At 68.4% G+C, this 15215-nt stretch carries 15 protein-coding genes; 13 read left to right on the top strand and 2 right to left on the bottom strand.

Annotated features, from left to right (window positions below):
- The 13 genes from ybgC (at nt 1) to folD (ending at nt 13236) form a co-directional block, all read left to right on the top strand.
- Complete coding sequence (ybgC, locus tag N5I32_RS10535; RefSeq protein ID WP_261495560.1) at nt 1-402, top strand: tol-pal system-associated acyl-CoA thioesterase; 402 nt, start codon at nt 1-3, stop codon at nt 400-402.
- A 128-nt stretch (nt 403-530) separates the two neighbouring features.
- Nucleotides 531-1226: a protein TolQ gene (tolQ, locus tag N5I32_RS10530; protein ID WP_261495559.1), complete on the top strand. Its 696-nt coding sequence runs from the start codon at nt 531-533 to the stop codon at nt 1224-1226.
- A 3-nt stretch (nt 1227-1229) separates the two neighbouring features.
- A complete protein-coding gene (locus tag N5I32_RS10525) occupies nt 1230-1709 on the top strand; it encodes an ExbD/TolR family protein (RefSeq protein ID WP_261495557.1) in 480 nt (159 codons plus the stop codon).
- Between the two features lie 5 nt (nt 1710-1714).
- Nucleotides 1715-2914 carry a cell envelope integrity protein TolA gene (gene tolA, locus N5I32_RS10520; protein ID WP_261495556.1) on the top strand — a complete coding sequence of 400 codons (1200 nt, stop codon included), beginning with the start codon at nt 1715-1717 and terminating at the stop codon, nt 2912-2914.
- 137 nt (nt 2915-3051) lie between these two features.
- Complete coding sequence (tolB, locus tag N5I32_RS10515; RefSeq protein WP_261495996.1) at nt 3052-4374, top strand: Tol-Pal system beta propeller repeat protein TolB; 1323 nt, start codon at nt 3052-3054, stop codon at nt 4372-4374.
- 85 nt (nt 4375-4459) lie between these two features.
- Complete coding sequence (gene pal / locus N5I32_RS10510; protein WP_261495555.1) at nt 4460-4978, top strand: peptidoglycan-associated lipoprotein Pal; 519 nt, start codon at nt 4460-4462, stop codon at nt 4976-4978.
- Nucleotides 4979-4994: 16 nt separating this feature from the next.
- A complete protein-coding gene (ybgF, locus tag N5I32_RS10505; protein WP_261495554.1) occupies nt 4995-5843 on the top strand; it encodes a tol-pal system protein YbgF in 849 nt (282 codons plus the stop codon).
- Complete coding sequence (tilS, locus tag N5I32_RS10500; protein ID WP_439648185.1) at nt 5834-7093, top strand: tRNA lysidine(34) synthetase TilS; 1260 nt, start codon at nt 5834-5836, stop codon at nt 7091-7093. Before ybgF ends, tilS begins: the two co-directional genes overlap by 10 nt.
- A 79-nt stretch (nt 7094-7172) precedes the next feature.
- Nucleotides 7173-9083, top strand: a complete 1911-nt coding sequence (gene ftsH, locus N5I32_RS10495) for an ATP-dependent zinc metalloprotease FtsH (RefSeq protein ID WP_261495552.1) — start codon at nt 7173-7175, stop codon at nt 9081-9083.
- Nucleotides 9084-9259: 176 nt separating this feature from the next.
- Nucleotides 9260-10039, top strand: a complete 780-nt coding sequence (locus N5I32_RS10490; RefSeq protein ID WP_261495551.1) for a methyltransferase domain-containing protein — start codon at nt 9260-9262, stop codon at nt 10037-10039.
- A 185-nt stretch (nt 10040-10224) separates the two neighbouring features.
- Nucleotides 10225-11901: a formate--tetrahydrofolate ligase gene (locus tag N5I32_RS10485; protein ID WP_261495550.1), complete on the top strand. Its 1677-nt coding sequence runs from the start codon at nt 10225-10227 to the stop codon at nt 11899-11901.
- A gap of 127 nt (nt 11902-12028) precedes the next feature.
- On the top strand, nt 12029-12349 hold the full coding sequence (locus N5I32_RS10480; RefSeq protein WP_261495547.1) for a chorismate mutase: 321 nt from the start codon (nt 12029-12031) through the stop codon (nt 12347-12349).
- Nucleotides 12346-13236, top strand: a complete 891-nt coding sequence (gene folD, locus N5I32_RS10475; protein ID WP_261495546.1) for a bifunctional methylenetetrahydrofolate dehydrogenase/methenyltetrahydrofolate cyclohydrolase FolD — start codon at nt 12346-12348, stop codon at nt 13234-13236. Before N5I32_RS10480 ends, folD begins: the two co-directional genes overlap by 4 nt.
- 17 nt (nt 13237-13253) lie before the next feature.
- On the opposite strand, the gene rfbA is transcribed toward folD, so the two are convergent.
- On the bottom strand, nt 13254-14144 hold the full coding sequence (gene rfbA, locus N5I32_RS10470) for a glucose-1-phosphate thymidylyltransferase RfbA (RefSeq protein WP_261495545.1): 891 nt from the start codon (nt 14142-14144) through the stop codon (nt 13254-13256).
- The gene (gene rfbD, locus N5I32_RS10465; RefSeq protein ID WP_261495541.1) at nt 14141-15010 is read right to left on the bottom strand and encodes a dTDP-4-dehydrorhamnose reductase; all 870 of its coding nucleotides are present in this window, start codon (nt 15008-15010) and stop codon (nt 14141-14143) included. The genes rfbA and rfbD overlap by 4 nt, the downstream gene beginning before the upstream one ends.
- Nucleotides 15011-15215: the final 205 nt, after the last annotated feature.

The following is a 15215-nucleotide window of genomic DNA, read 5'->3' as shown; positions in this document are numbered from 1 at the left end:
ATGACGCATGAGTTCGGCCTGCGCGTCTATTACGAGGATACCGACCTTGCCGGGATCGTCTATTACGCGAACTACCTGAGGTTCATCGAGCGGGCGCGGACGGAATGGGTGCGCACGCTGGGCATCGACCAGGGGCGGCTGAAGGCCGAGCAGGGGATCGTCTTTGCCGTGCGCCGGGTCGAGGCCGACTATCTGCGGCCCGCGCGCTTCGACGACGAACTGACCGTCATCACCCGCCCGCAAGCGGCCACCGGTGCGCGGATGGTGCTGGAGCAGGACGTGATGCGCGCGGGGGAGCGACTGTTCGCCGCCGTGGTCACGCTGGTCTGCCTGACCGAAACCGGCCAACCCGCGCGAATCCCGGCGGAACTTCGCCGAAGGATGGAGCCTGCGGTCCATTGAGGCCGCCCCCCGGCGCCGGGGCGCCGGGGCAGGTTTGCGGCAATCTGTTGGCATCTTCCAAGAAACAACGATAGACTTGCGTCAAATCAGAGCCGCCAAAGCGCGGCCCAACCGGCGAGCAGATACCGATGGAAACCGAAACCCTTGCGATGGCGCAGGCGCATGACTTCTCCTTGCTTGCGCTCTTCATGGCCGCCTCCCTGACCGTCAAGCTTGTGATGATCCTTCTCACCGTGGCCTCGGTGTGGTCGTGGGCGATCATCGTGCAGAAATTCATCGCCTATCGCGCCGCCCGGCACGAGGCGGCGATCTTCGACCGCGCCTTCTGGTCGGGCGAGCCGCTCGACGAGCTGTTCGACCGCATCGGCGGCCAGCCCGAGGGCCCGTCGGAAAAGATCTTTGCCAGCGGCATGGTCGAATGGCGCCGGTCGCATCGTCAGGACGGAGAGCTGATCGCGGGCGCGCAGGCGCGCATCGACCGCTCGATGGACGTGGCGATCCAGAAGGCGACCGAAGATATCATGCGCGGATTGCCGGTTCTGGCGACCGTCGGCTCCACCGCACCGTTCATCGGTCTCTTCGGCACGGTCTGGGGGATCAAGGTCGCGTTCGAGCAGATCGCGATGTCGCAAAGCACCTCGTTCTCGGTGGTGGCGCCCAGCATCGCCGAGGCGCTTCTGGCGACCGCGCTCGGCCTTCTGGCGGCGATCCCGGCGGTGATCTTCTACAACAAGCTGTCGACGGACGGCGACCGCATCGTGGCCGGATACGAGGCGTTCGCCGACGAGTTCTCCACCATCCTTTCGCGCCAGCTGGACGCCTGAGCCATGGGTGCAGGTGTCATCAAGGGTGGCGGGGGCGGGCGGCATCGCCGCCGGGGCCGTCGCGGCCGGTCGCATATGATGAGCGAGATCAACGTCACCCCCTTCGTGGACGTGATGCTGGTGCTTCTGGTGATCTTCATGGTCGCCTCGCCGCTTCAGGTCGTGGGCGTGCCGCTCGACCTGCCCAAGACTGCCGCGCAGGCGGTGACGACTGAACAGGAAGAGCCGCTGACCATCTCGATCCAGGCCGACGGCGCCATCTCGATCCAGAACGAGCCGATCGCCGAGGGCGACCTCATCGCCAAGCTGATGGCAATCTCGGCCGAGCGGACCAGCGACAAGCTGTTCCTGCGCGCCGACGGGACCATCGCCTATGAGCGGGTGGTGCAGGTGATGGGGGCGCTGAACTCGGCGGGCTTCGCCAACATCGTGCTGGTGACAGACGCGGGCGGACCGCGCTTCGACGGCCAGGGCGGGAACTAGGGCAGATGCCCCGGCAAAGATCCGAACGCATCGGTTTCATCGTATCGGGCGGGGTTCACCTCGGCGCGATCCTGTGGCTGCTTGTGGGCGGGATCTTCTTTTCGCACGACATTCCGCCGACGTCGGTGGCAACCGAGGTGTCGCTGATGTCGGCGGCGGAGTTCGATGCGCTGGTGGCGGCCGCGCCGCGGGCGCCGGAGGAAACGCCGCTGCAGCCTTCCCTGCCCGAACCGCCCGCGGCGGAGGAGGCGGCCCCCGCCCCGGTCGAGGAGGCGGAACCTGAAACGGTGACGCCAGAGCCGCCGGTGGCGGAGCCGGAGCCCGACGTATCGCCCGACGTGACGGAACTGACCCCGCCAGCCGCCGAAGTGACGGACACCCCGCCGACGGCGATCCTGCCGCCAACCGAGGAGCCGTCGGCGACCATCGTGACCGAGATCGCGCGCAAGCCGACGCCGCGGCCCGCCCCGCGTGTGGCCCCGGTGCCGACCGACGCGCCCGAGCCCGACGCCGCCCCGGCGCCCGAGGTGGTGGAGCAGACCGTCGAGGCGCCCGCCGAAGAGGCGCAGCCGCAGGAAACCCAGGAGGCCGCCGCGCCGGAAGAGGCGGGCGAGGTCCTGGAGACGGAAGAGAACAAGGACCCGGAGGAGGTGGCCTCGGCCGCGCCGCTGACATCGGCCCGCCCCAAGCCGCGGCCGGAAAAGCCGGTGAAGCCCGCGGCCACCCCCGAAACCACCCCCGCGACCCCGCCCGAACCGGCCGCTGCCGAGGCGCCGCCATCGCAGACGCAATCGGACGCTGTCGCCGACGCGCTGGCCGAGGCGCTGGCCGGCGCGGCATCGGAAGACCCTGCGCCGGGCACCGGCACCGCGGCTTCGGGCCCGCCGATGACCGGCGGGGAGAAGGACGCGCTCGTGGTGGCGGTCAAGCAGTGCTGGAACGTCGGCGCGCTGTCGACGGACGCGCTCAGGACCATCGTGACGGTCTCGGTGGCGATGTCCCCGGACGGGCGGCCCGACTCCGGCTCGATCCGCATGATCAGCTACGAGGGCGGAACCGAAGCCTCCGCCAAGCAGGCGTTCGAGGCCGGGCGCCGCGCGATCCTGCGGTGCGCCGGCGAAGGCTATCCGCTGCCGCGTGACAAGTACGAACAGTGGAAGGTGATCGAGATCGTCTTCAACCCCGAAAGGATGCGGCTCAGATGATCACGACATCGTTATCAGACGGGCGGTCCACCGCTCAGACAGGAACACCGGGGTTGCGCGACGCGGCCCCGATTGCGATGACCGGAAAGACATCGCAGATCCCCATCCACCCCTCTGCCGGAGGAAGAATGCCCGTGATGCTGCGCACCCTTTGCCTGGCGCTTGCCGCCATCGGATTCACCGCCATTCCCGCGCTGGCGCAGGATGGCCCCCTGCGGATCGTGATCGAGGAGGGCGTGATCGAGCCCTTGCCCTTCGCCGCGCCCACCTTCATCGCTGAAAACCCCTCGGCGGCCGAATTCGCCGATCAGGTCACCCGCGTGGTGGCTGCCGACCTGGCCGGAACCGGCCTTTTCCGCGAGATCCCGCAATCGGCCCATATCGCCCGCGTTTCGAACTTCGACGCACCGGTATCCTACGCCGACTGGAAGGCGATCAACGCGCAGGCGCTGGTGACGGGATCGGTGGCGCTGGGCTCGGACGGGCGGCTGAACGTCAAGTTCCGGTTGTTCGACGTCTTTTCGGGCCAGCCGATGGGCGACGGCCTCCAGTTCGGCGGCGGATCCGCGAACTGGCGGCGGATCGCGCACAAGGTGGCCGACCAGGTCTATGCCCGGATCACCGGCGAGGGCGGATATTTCGACAGCCGCGTGGTCTTCGTGTCGGAAAGCGGGCCCAAGGACCAGCGGCTGAAGCGGCTGGCGATCATGGACTACGACGGCGCCAACGTGCAGTACCTGACCGACAGTTCCGCCATCGTGCTGGCGCCGCGCTTCTCGCCGGATGGCAGCCGGGTGCTCTACACCTCCTATGAAACCGGCTTTCCGCGCATCAAGATGCTCGACATCGCCTCGGTCACGTCCCAAGGCCTGGCGGACCTCTCGGGCAACATGACCTTCGCGCCGCGCTTCTCGCCCGATGGCGGCACCGTCATCTATTCGGTCGAACAGGGCGGCAACACCGACCTCTACGCGCTGGCGCTCGGCTCCAACCAGCCGGTCCGGCTGACGACCGCGCCGTCGATCGAAACCGCTCCGTCGTTTTCGCCCGACGGCAGCCGCGTCGTCTTCGAAAGCGACCGTTCGGGGACGCAGCAACTTTACGTCATGCCGGTCGGCGGGGGGGAGCCGACGCGCATCAGCTTCGGCGAGGGGCGCTATGGCACGCCGGTCTGGAGCCCGCGCGGCGATCTTATCGCCTTCACCAAGCAGAACGCGGGCCGGTTCCACATCGGCGTGATGCGCGCGGATGGCAGCGAGGAACGGCTTCTGACCGCGTCCTTCCTGGACGAGGGGCCGACCTGGGCGCCGAACGGACGGGTGATCATGTTCACCCGCGAAAGTGCTGGCGCGGGCGGATCGGCGCAGCTTTATTCTGTCGACATCTCGGGCCGGAACCTGCGGGCCGTCCCGACCGAGGGGGCGGCATCGGACCCGGCGTGGTCGCCGCTCCTGCCCTGAACGAACGGCCCGGCCCGGCGTTCCCAAGCGCCGGGCGGGATGATATGGTAACGGCCATCGAGCCATAAACAGAGGCGGCAAGGCAATGAACAAACTCTCGATGATCCTTCTCCTGACGGGCGCGCTCGGCGTGTCGGCCTGCAACAACCCGGACCGGTTCGGGGCGGGTGGCGACGGTGGCGCGGGCGCGCCCGGCGGCATCACCGCGGCATCGCTGGGCGATCCGAACGATCCGAACTCGCCGGCCTATTTCAACCAGACCATCGGCGACACCGTGCGCTTCGCGGTCGACCAGTCGATCCTGACACCGGAGTCGCAGAACGTGCTGGCCGGGCAGGCGCAGTGGATGAACCAGCACGCGCAATACAGCGCCGTGATCGAAGGCCATGCCGACGAACAGGGCACGCGCGAATACAACATCGCACTGGGCGCCCGCCGTGCCAGCGCCGTGCAGGAATTCCTGATCGCGCAGGGCGTGTCGCCCGCACGGCTCCGCACGGTGTCCTACGGCAAGGAACGCCCTCTGGCGATCTGCTCGGATGAAACCTGCTATGCGCAGAACCGGCGCGCGGTGACCGTGATCACCGTCGGCGGCGGCGTCTGATCCCCGGGGCGAAGGCATGATCCGGGCGCTGGTCCTATCGGCCCTGCTGGCGGCCGCAACCGCGGCCCCCGCCGGGGCCCAGAACGCCGAGACCCTGGCCGATCTCCGGTCGGAGTTGACGCGCCTTGCCCAGGACCTTCAGTCGCTTCGGGGCGAGTTGGTGGCCGGGGGGCAGTCCGCGATGCAGGCCGCGGGCGGCACCGGCGCGCTTGATCGCATGAACGCGATGGAGGCCGAGATTGTGCGGCTGACGGCCCGGACCGAGGAGTTGCAGAACCGCATCGACCGCGTCGTGGCCGACGGAACCAACCGCATTGGCGATCTGGAATTCCGCATCTGCGAACTCGAAGAGGGCTGCGACGTCTCGAACATGCCGATCACGGGCATTCTCGGCGGGTCGGGCGGCGGTGGCGCGGCGGTGCCGGCCCCGGCCCCCGCGCCCGAGGCGCCGGCGCCGGTCAATGGTGGCGCACCGGAACTTGCCGTCAGCGAGCAGGCCGATTTCGACCGGGCAAAGGCCGCGCTGGATGGCGGCAACTACCAGGCGGCCGCCGATGGGTTCGCCGACTTCGCCAATACCTATCCGGGCAGCCCCCTGACGGGGGACGCCCATTTCCTGCGGGGTGAGGCGCTGGCAGGGCTGGACGACACGTCCGGTGCCGCGCGGGCCTATCTCGATGCCTTCTCCGGCGCCCCCGACGGCCCGCGCGCCCCCGCGGCGCTGTTCCGTCTGGGGGCGGCACTCGGGCTGCTTGGGCAGGTCCAGGAAGCCTGCGTCACCCTGGGCGAGGTGCCCCGGCGTTTCCCGAGCGCGCCCGAGGCGGCAGAGGCCGTGACAACGATGCAGACGCTCGGGTGCCAGTGAGCGGGAGCGACGAGCGCCTGCTGGCAACCCTGCGGGACTTCTTTACGCCCGGGCGGCCCGACCGCCTGGGCGTTGCCGTTTCCGGCGGGGGAGATTCGACAGCGCTTCTATGCCTTCTGGCAAGCTGGCGCTCCGATGGGGGGCCCGAGATCGCGGCCGTGACCGTCGATCATGGTCTGCGGCCCGAAGCCGCTGACGAAGCGCGGGCGGTTGCCGACCTTTGCGCTCGGCTCGGTGTCGGTCACGCGATCTGCCGCTGGGCCGGCTGGGACGGCCGCGGCAACCTGCCCGATCAGGCACGGCGCGCGCGCCAGCGCCTGATCGCGGACTGGGCCCTGGCGCGGGGCATCGGTGCGGTCGCGCTGGCGCACACCCGCGACGATCAGGCCGAAACCGTGCTGCTCCGGCTTGCGCGGGGGTCGGGGGTGGACGGGCTTTCGGCCATGGCACCCTGGCGGAACGCCCACGGGATCGACTGGGTGCGGCCGCTGCTTGGCACGCCCCGTCAGGACCTGCGCGACTATCTGACGCGGCACGGTATCGGTTGGGCCGAGGATCCGACGAACGAGGACGAGCGCCACGATCGCGTCAGGATGCGCAAGGCGCTGGCCGGGCTGGCGCCGCTTGGCCTGACGGCAGTGCGTCTGGCCGAAACGGCCGGGCACATGGCGCGGGCGCGGGCCGCGCTTGATACGGTGACGGCCGGGCTTGCCCGGGACGCCTGCCGGATCGAGGCGGGCGACGTTCTGATCGCGCGTGCCGCGTTCGAGCGGGCGCCTGAAGAAATTCAGCTCAGGCTGCTCGCCCATGCCATCCGCTGGGTCACCTCGGCGGAGTATCGGCCGCGCTTCGCGCCCCTGTCCGAGGCCCGGGCCGCGCTGGCCGCGGATAGGCGTCGGGCCCTGGCGGGGGCGCTGCTGTCTGCCACCCGACGCGTCATTCGGGTGACGCGGGAATACCGCGCGGTCGCTTCGCTTGCGGTCGGGCCGGGGGAAGTCTGGGACCGGCGCTGGCGCGTCCTCGGCCCGGCGGTGGAGAATGCGGAAGTGCGCGCTCTCGGCCCCGACGGGCTCAGGATGCTGGCCGACCCGCGCGCCTCGGGCCTGCCCCACGCGACGCTCATCGCCTCGCCCGCGGTGTGGTCGGGTGCGCGGCTTCTGGCCGCCCCCGTCGCCGCCGGCGGCAGCGAATGGCGCGCAGAGCCGATCTTTGATGCCGAGAGCTTCGTTCAGGCGCTTTTCGCGCATTGAACCTGCCCGGCTTATCTCTATTTTAAGAGGCAGCCCCGCCGCTTGCGCGCGCGGGACAGGAATTTGTTGGAGGTGCCCTTTGGGTAACGCGAGAAACCTGGCCTTCTGGGTCGTGCTCTTCCTGCTCGTGCTGGCGTTGTTCACGCTCTTCAAGGGTGACCCGACCAGCGTCGGCGCGAACACGATCTCCTACTCGCAGTTCATGGAGCGCGTGGACAAGGGCGAGGTGGAAAGCGTCGTCCTCGACGGAGAGACGGTCCAGATCCGGACCACGGACGGCAAGCAGCTTGTCACCGTGCGCCCGGTCGGCGAGGCGATCACCGAGCAGCTGATCGCACGGAACGTGGACGTGACCGCCAAGCGGCAGGAACAGTCGGGCTTCCTCTCGCTGTTCGGCTTCTGGCTGCCGTTCCTGGTGCTGATCGGGGTCTGGATCTTCTTCATGAACCGCATGCAGGGCGGCGGCAAGGGCGGGGCCATGGGCTTCGGCAAGAGCCGGGCGAAACTGCTGACCGAACGTCAGGGCCGCGTGACCTTCGACGACGTCGCGGGTATCGACGAGGCCAAGGAAGAGCTTGAGGAGATCGTCGAGTTCCTGAGGAACCCGCAGAAGTTCAGCCGCCTCGGCGGCAAGATCCCGAAGGGCGCGCTTCTGGTCGGCCCACCGGGCACCGGCAAGACGCTTCTCGCCCGCGCGATCGCCGGCGAGGCCGGGGTGCCCTTCTTCACCATTTCGGGTTCGGACTTCGTCGAGATGTTCGTGGGCGTCGGCGCGTCGCGCGTGCGTGACATGTTCGAACAGGCCAAGAAGAACGCCCCTTGCATCGTCTTCATCGACGAGATCGACGCGGTGGGCCGGGCGCGCGGCGTCGGCATCGGCGGCGGCAACGACGAACGCGAACAGACGCTGAACCAGCTTCTGGTGGAGATGGACGGCTTCGACGCCAACGAAGGGGTCATCATCATCGCCGCCACCAACCGGCGCGATGTCCTTGACCCCGCGCTGCTGCGCCCCGGCCGCTTCGACCGCCAGATCACGGTGCCGAACCCCGACATCAAGGGGCGCGAGAAGATCCTGACCGTCCATGCCCGCAAGGTGCCGCTTGGCCCCAACGTGGACCTGCGCATCATCGCGCGCGGGACGCCCGGTTTTTCCGGCGCCGACCTTGCGAACCTTGTCAACGAGGCCGCGCTGATGGCGGCGCGCGTCGGGCGCCGCTTCGTCACCATGGACGATTTCGAAAGCGCCAAGGACAAGGTCATGATGGGGGCCGAACGCCGGTCCATGGTCATGACGCAGGAGCAGAAGGAAAAGACCGCATATCACGAGGCGGGCCATGCCATCGTCGGGCTGAAGCTGACCAAGACCGACCCGGTCTACAAGGCGACGATCATCCCGCGCGGCGGCGCGCTTGGCATGGTCGTGAGCCTGCCGGAGATGGACAAGCTCCAGATGCTGAAGGACGAGGCGCGCGAGAAGATCGCCATGACGATGGCCGGCAAGGCCGCGGAGATCTTCAAGTACGGGCCGGAAAGCGTGTCCTCCGGCCCGGTGGGCGACATTCAGCAGGCATCAAGTCTGGCGCGGGCGATGGTGATGCGCTGGGGCATGTCGGACAAGGTCGGCAATATCGACTACTCCGAGGCGCACGAGGGCTACCGCGGCACTACCGGCGGCTTCTCGGTCTCGGCCCACACCAAGGAACTGATCGAGGAAGAGGTCAAGCGCTTCATCGATGAGGGGTATGCGAACGCCTACCGCCTCATCGAGGAGAATGCCGAGGAATTCGAGCGTCTCGCGCAGGGGCTTCTGGAGTATGAGACGCTGACCGGCGACGAGATCAAGCGGGTGATGCGGGGCGACCCCCCGCAGCCGGGCGAGGGCGAAGGCGACAAGACCGAGGAAACCGCTGCCGCCAGCGTCACCGCGATCCCGAAGACCAAGCCGCGCTCGCCCAAGGGCGGGATGGAGCCGGAGCCCTCGGCCTGATCGGCGCAAGGAAGAACCGCGGAAAGGCCCCTTCAGGGGCCTTTTTCGTTCATCCCGGCAAGACCGTGCCACTGCGGGGCATCGGCACAATGCGCGGCTTGCGCGGCGGGGGCGCAAGGCCGTAGCATCCGCACCGTGCCGCCTTGTCGGTGAGCCTGCCCAAGGAAACCCGCCGCATGCCCGCAAGCGCCGACTGGAACCCCGCAGCCTATGCCCGCTTTGCCGATCTTCGGCTCCGGCCCGCGCTTGACCTGCTGGCGCGCGTGGGCAAGCTGCCGCCGGGCGATGTCGTCGACCTGGGCTGCGGGCCTGGTTCGGTCGGGGCGGCGCTGCGCGCCCGCTTTGCCGGGCGCCGGATCCTGGGCGTCGATACCTCTCCGGCGATGCTGGCCGAGGCGGAGCGGACCGGCGCCTATGACGTGCTGCACGAGGCGGATATCGGTGCCTGGTCGCCAGAGACGGCGCCTGCGCTCATCTTTTCCAATGCCTCCCTGCAATGGCTGGGGGACCACGGCGCGCTGCTGGCGCGGCTGGCCGGGAGGCTGTCCCCGGGGGGTGTTCTTGCGGTGCAGATGCCGCGCCAGTATGGCGCCCCCTCGCACCGGTTCCTGCGCGACTTCGCGGCGGAGATGTTTCCCGACCGCTTCGACTTCACAGGCTGGACGGCGCCGGTCGCTACACCGGTGGAGTATCATCGGATGCTGGCCCCCCTTGGCCGGATCGACGTCTGGGAAACCGACTATGTGCAACGGCTGGCCCCATCGGCCGAAGGCCACCCGGTGCGCCGCTTCACCGAATCCACCGTCATGCGCCCCTTCGCGGAGAAGCTTTCGCCGGACGAGATGCAGACGTTCCTGACCCGGTACGAGGCCGCCCTTGCCGCCGCCTATCCGGTCGAGGCGGATGGTTCGGTGTTGCTGCCGTTCCGCCGGCTGTTCTTCGTCCTGTCACGCTGAAGGGGACTGCACCGGATCGAGGCGGCAGTTTCCGATCCGTCACGCGGCGTTCGTTCACGTTCGGTCAAACCGTCCCCGGGCTGGCGATTCCGGCAAATTATGTGTCGGAAATCTCCGTATACATCGGCATCCGCTCGGCTAAGACGGGCGGGACCCGAGGCTGACTGCAGGGAGACAGAGGCAACATGGCGTTCAAGACCGACATCGAAATCGCGCGCGAGGCGAAGAAGAAGCCGATCCAGGAGATCGGCGACAAGCTTGGCATCCCGACCGAACACCTGCTGCCCTATGGCCACGACAAGGCGAAGGTGAGCCAGGACTTCATCCGCTCGCTCGAGGGTCGGCCGGACGGCAAGCTCATCCTCGTCACCGCGATCAACCCGACGCCGGCGGGCGAGGGCAAGACGACGACGACCGTGGGCCTTGGCGACGGGCTGAACCGGATCGGCAAGAAGGCGGTCGTCTGCATCCGCGAAGCCTCGCTCGGGCCGAACTTCGGGATGAAGGGCGGCGCCGCCGGCGGCGGCTATGCGCAGGTCGTGCCGATGGAGGAGATGAACCTTCACTTCACCGGTGACTTCCACGCGATCACCTCCGCCCACAACCTTCTGTCGGCGATGATCGACAACCACATCTACTGGGGCAACGAGCTTCAGATCGACGAACGCCGCGTGACCTGGCGCCGCGTCATGGACATGAACGACCGTGCGCTGCGTGACATCGTGGTGTCGCTGGGCGGCGTCTCGAACGGCTTCCCGCGGCAGACCGGCTTCGATATCACGGTCGCCTCGGAAGTGATGGCGATCCTGTGCCTGTCGAAGGACCTGGCGGATCTGCAGAAGCGGCTTGGCGACATCGTCGTCGCCTATCGCCGCGACAAGTCGCCGATCTATGCCCGTGACGTCAAGGCCGACGGCGCGATGACCGTCCTTCTGAAGGACGCGATGCAGCCGAACCTGGTGCAGACGCTGGAAAACAACCCCGCCTTCGTCCACGGCGGCCCGTTCGCCAACATCGCCCATGGCTGCAACTCGGTCATCGCGACCAAGACGGCGCTGAAACTGGGTGAGTATGTCGTGACCGAAGCGGGCTTCGGCGCGGACCTGGGCGCCGAGAAGTTCTTCGACATCAAGTGCCGCAAGGCCGGGTTGAAGCCCGCCGCCGCCGTGATCGTCGCCACCGTGCGCGCGATGAAGATGAACGGCGGGGTGGCGAAGGCCGACCTTGGCGCCGAGAACGTGGAGGCCGTCAAGAAGGGCTGCCCGAACCTTGGCCGCCACATCGCCAACGTGAAGAGCTTCGGCGTGCCGGTGGTGGTGGCGATCAACCACTTCTACTCCGACACCGATGCCGAGGTTGCAGCGGTCAAGGCCTATGTCGCCGAACAGGGGGCCGAGGCGATCCTGTGCAAGCACTGGGCGAACGGTTCGGCCGGGATCGAGGATCTGGCGCGGAAGGTGGTCGATCTGGCCGAAAGCGGGGCCGCGAACTTCGCCCCGCTCTACCCCGACGAGATGCCGCTGTTCCAGAAGATCGAGACGATCGCCAAGCGCATCTACCATGCCGACGAGGTCATCGCCGACAAGTCGATCCGCGATCAGCTGAAGGCCTGGGAAGCGGCCGGCTACGGCAACCTGCCGATCTGCATGGCGAAGACGCAATACAGCTTCTCGACCGATCCGAACCTGCGCGGCGCGCCGACCGGTCACTCGGTGCCGGTGCGCGAGGTGCGGCTTTCGGCAGGGGCGGGGTTCATCGTCGCCATCTGCGGCGAGATCATGACCATGCCGGGCCTGCCCAAGGTGCCGAGCGCGGAGGTGATCCGCCTGAATGCCGAAGGCCATGTCGAGGGGCTTTTCTGAGCGGCGCCGGGGGGCTTCACGCCCCCCGGACCCCCCGTGGAGTATTTGCGCCAGAATGAAGGGGGCATGGGTTTTCATTCCTGCGATGCCGGCTTAGATACGGGCCCGGACCGCAGGGGAGAGGAAGATGCACGCGCCTTGCGATTGCACCACGATGGCCGATGTCCGGGCCGAGATCGACAGGCTGGACGCGGCGCTGGTCGGGCTTCTGGCCGAACGCGCGCGCTATATCGACCGCGCGGCGGAGATCAAGGCGGGGGCGGGCCTGCCCGCCCGGATCGAGGCACGTGTCGAGGAGGTCGTGGCCAATGTCCGTGCCGGGGCGGCGCGGCGCGGCCTGCCGGAAGACCTGGTCGAGACATTGTGGCGCCAGCTGATCGACTGGTCGATTGCGCGCGAGGAAACCCGGCTGGGGCCGGATGAGCGGAGAGAGGAATTGGGAAGATGACGGCGAAGATCATCGACGGCAAGGCCTTTGCGGCGCGGGTGCGCGCGGAGGTGGCCGGGCATGTGGCGCGGCTGAAGGCCGACCACGGGATCACCCCCGGCCTGGCCGTGGTGCTGGTCGGCGAAGACCCGGCAAGCGAGGTCTACGTCCGCTCCAAGGGCAAGTCGACCGTCGAGGCGGGGATGAATTCCTACGAGCACAAGCTGGATGCCGCAACGTCGGAGGCCGATCTTCTGGCGCTGATCGGCAAGCTCAACGCCGATCCTGCGGTGCATGGCATCCTGGTGCAGCTGCCGCTGCCGAAGCACCTCGATTCCGACCTCGTGATCAATGCCATCGACCCGGCGAAGGACGTGGACGGGTTCCACATCTCGAACGTCGGCCTGCTGGGGACGGGGCAGAAGAGCATGGTGCCCTGCACGCCGCTTGGCTGCCTGATGATGCTGCGCGACCATCACGGCTCGCTTGCGGGCATGGACGCGGTCGTCGTGGGCCGGTCGAACATCGTCGGCAAGCCGATGGCGCAGTTGCTGTTGGGCGACAGCTGCACGGTCACGATTGCGCACAGCCGGACGAAGGACCTGGGCGAGGTCTGCCGCCGCGCCGACATCCTCGTGGCCGCCGTGGGCCGGCCCGAGATGATCCCCGGCGACTGGGTCAAACCGGGCGCCACCGTGATCGACGTCGGCATCAACCGGATCGAGCGGGGCGGCAAGACCGTGCTGGTGGGCGACGTCGACTTCGCGGGCGCCGCGAAAGTGGCCGGCGCCATCACGCCGGTGCCGGGCGGGGTCGGGCCGATGACGATCGCCTGCCTGCTGGCCAATACCCTGACGGCCTGCTGCCGGGCCAACGGCCTGCCGGAGCCCGAGGGGCTGACGGCCTGAGGCCCCCCGCGCGCGCCTTACCCCTCCGCCTCGTCCGCCACGCGGGCGAGGTAGCGACCGTACTGGGTCTTGAGATAGGGCTTGGCCAGGTCGTGCAGCGCGTCTGTGCCGATCCAGCCGTTCAGGAAGGCGATCTCTTCGGGGCAGCCGACCTTGAGGTTCTGCCGCGCCTCGATCGTGCGGATGAACTCGGCCGCTTCAAGCAGGCTTTCGTGGGTGCCGGTGTCAAGCCAGGCATAGCCGCGGCCCATGCGCTCGACATTGAGAAGACCCTCGGCACGATAGAGGTTCAGGAGGTCGGTGATCTCCAGCTCTCCGCGCGCGGAGGGGCGGATGGCGCGGGCGCGTTCGGGTGCGGTCGCGTCGAGGAAGTAGATGCCTGTGACGGCATAGTCGCTTTTCGGATGCTCCGGCTTTTCGGTGATCGACAGCACGCGCCCCTCGCGGTCGAATTCCACCACGCCGTAGCGTTCGGGGTCGGCGACGCGGTAGCCGAACACGGTGCCGCCCCGGTCCAGGCGATCTGCCGTCTTCAGCTTGTCCGAAAGCCCCGGGCCGAAGAAGACGTTGTCGCCCAGCACCATGGCCGAGGGCGCGCCGGCCAGGAAATGCTCGGCCAGCAGGTAGGCCTGCGCAAGGCCGTCGGGCGAGGGTTGTTCGATGAATTCGAACCGCATGCCCCAGGCCGACCCGTCGCCGAGAAGGGCCCTGAACTGCGGCAGGTCGCGCGGGGTCGAGATGATCGCGACCTCGCGGATATGGCACAGCATCAGCGCCGACAGCGGATAATAGATCATCGGCTTGTCGTAGAGCGGCAGCATCTGCTTGGAGACCGAATGGGTGATCGGGTAAAGCCGGGTGCCCGAACCGCCCGCCAGAATGATGCCCTTGCGGCCTGTTGCCGTCATTGTGCTGTCTCCAGTTCCTTCACGACTTCTGCCAGACCCCTCTGCCAGTCGGGCTGTTCGATCCCGTGCAGGTCGCGGATGCGCGCGCAGTCGAGCGCGGAGTGCAGGGGGCGCCTGGCGGGGGTGGGATAGGCGCTGGTGGCGATGCGGTGGACCAGCGGCCTGTGTGGAAGGGCGGCGGCGTCGAAGATCGCATCGGCGAAGTCGGCCCAGCTGACGGTGGGCGCGCCGGCGAAATGGTAAAGCCCGCCGGGGCGGCCCGCGAGGATCCCCTCGGCAAGGGTCAGGAGCGCGCGCGCGATGTCGGCGGCGGGCGTGGGGCCGCCCTTCTGGTCATCGACCACCGAGAGTTCCGGGCGCTCCCGGCCCAGCCGCAGCATGGTCTTGACGAAGTTCTTGCCGTGCGCGGAAAAGACCCAGGACGTGCGCAGGATGGCGTGCGGCCCGCCCGCCGCGGCGACCTGCCGTTCGCCGTCAAGCTTGGTGGCGCCGTAGACGCCTAGGGGGGCCACGGGGTCATCCTCGCGCCAGGGGCGGTCGGCGGTGCCGTCGAACACGTAGTCGGTCGAGACGTGAAGGAACGGCAGGCCACGGGCTGCCGCGGCGCGCGCCATGGCGCCGGGGGCGTCGGCGTTGACCGCCTGCGCCGTGGCCCGGTCGGCTTCCGCGGCGTCGACGGCGGTGTAGGCGGCCGCGTTGACGATAACCTCCGCTCCGGTGGCGGCGATGGCGGCGGCGCAGGCGTCGGGCGCGGTCAGGTCGGCGGCGTCCCGGCCCAGGAACTCGGCCCGGAAGCCCCGCGCGCCGGCCTCGCGCGCGAGTTCGCGCGCGACCTGCCCGGTCTTGCCGAAGATCAGTAGGTGCATCTCGTCCTCATCGCCCACCGCGGCATTTCTGGCATGCAAGGGCATTCGGGGAAAAGGAAATTCGTCCGGCCGCTCGCGCGTGAACACGGCCGATCACGGCTGCGTGAGAATTTCGACATATCGTTACCATTTCGGAAATGAATGGCGATCTAGAGCACGGATGGCGCCCGGCCGCGCCGGCGAGACCGCGACCGGCTACACCAAT

The sequence above is a fragment of the Albidovulum sediminis genome, assembly GCF_025380365.1.
Lineage (GTDB): Bacteria > Pseudomonadota > Alphaproteobacteria > Rhodobacterales > Rhodobacteraceae > Albidovulum > Albidovulum sediminis.
This window is presented reverse-complemented; position numbering and strand designations above follow the sequence as displayed.

What these genes read in the sequence shown, in the direction of transcription:
- rfbD (WP_261495541.1), bottom strand. Translation starts at nt 15,010, where the DNA reads ATGCACCTACTGATCTTCGGCAAGACCGGGCAGGTCGCGCGCGAACTC.
- ybgF (WP_261495554.1), top strand. Translation starts at nt 4,995, where the DNA reads ATGATCCGGGCGCTGGTCCTATCGGCCCTGCTGGCGGCCGCAACCGCG.
- N5I32_RS10485 (WP_261495550.1), top strand. Translation starts at nt 10,225, where the DNA reads ATGGCGTTCAAGACCGACATCGAAATCGCGCGCGAGGCGAAGAAGAAG.
- pal (WP_261495555.1), top strand. Translation starts at nt 4,460, where the DNA reads ATGAACAAACTCTCGATGATCCTTCTCCTGACGGGCGCGCTCGGCGTG.
- tolQ (WP_261495559.1), top strand. Translation starts at nt 531, where the DNA reads ATGGAAACCGAAACCCTTGCGATGGCGCAGGCGCATGACTTCTCCTTG.
- N5I32_RS10480 (WP_261495547.1), top strand. Translation starts at nt 12,029, where the DNA reads ATGCACGCGCCTTGCGATTGCACCACGATGGCCGATGTCCGGGCCGAG.
- folD (WP_261495546.1), top strand. Translation starts at nt 12,346, where the DNA reads ATGACGGCGAAGATCATCGACGGCAAGGCCTTTGCGGCGCGGGTGCGC.
- ybgC (WP_261495560.1), top strand. Translation starts at nt 1, where the DNA reads ATGACGCATGAGTTCGGCCTGCGCGTCTATTACGAGGATACCGACCTT.
- rfbA (WP_261495545.1), bottom strand. Translation starts at nt 14,144, where the DNA reads ATGACGGCAACAGGCCGCAAGGGCATCATTCTGGCGGGCGGTTCGGGC.
- N5I32_RS10525 (WP_261495557.1), top strand. Translation starts at nt 1,230, where the DNA reads ATGGGTGCAGGTGTCATCAAGGGTGGCGGGGGCGGGCGGCATCGCCGC.
- tolB (WP_261495996.1), top strand. Translation starts at nt 3,052, where the DNA reads ATGCTGCGCACCCTTTGCCTGGCGCTTGCCGCCATCGGATTCACCGCC.
- N5I32_RS10490 (WP_261495551.1), top strand. Translation starts at nt 9,260, where the DNA reads ATGCCCGCAAGCGCCGACTGGAACCCCGCAGCCTATGCCCGCTTTGCC.
- tolA (WP_261495556.1), top strand. Translation starts at nt 1,715, where the DNA reads ATGCCCCGGCAAAGATCCGAACGCATCGGTTTCATCGTATCGGGCGGG.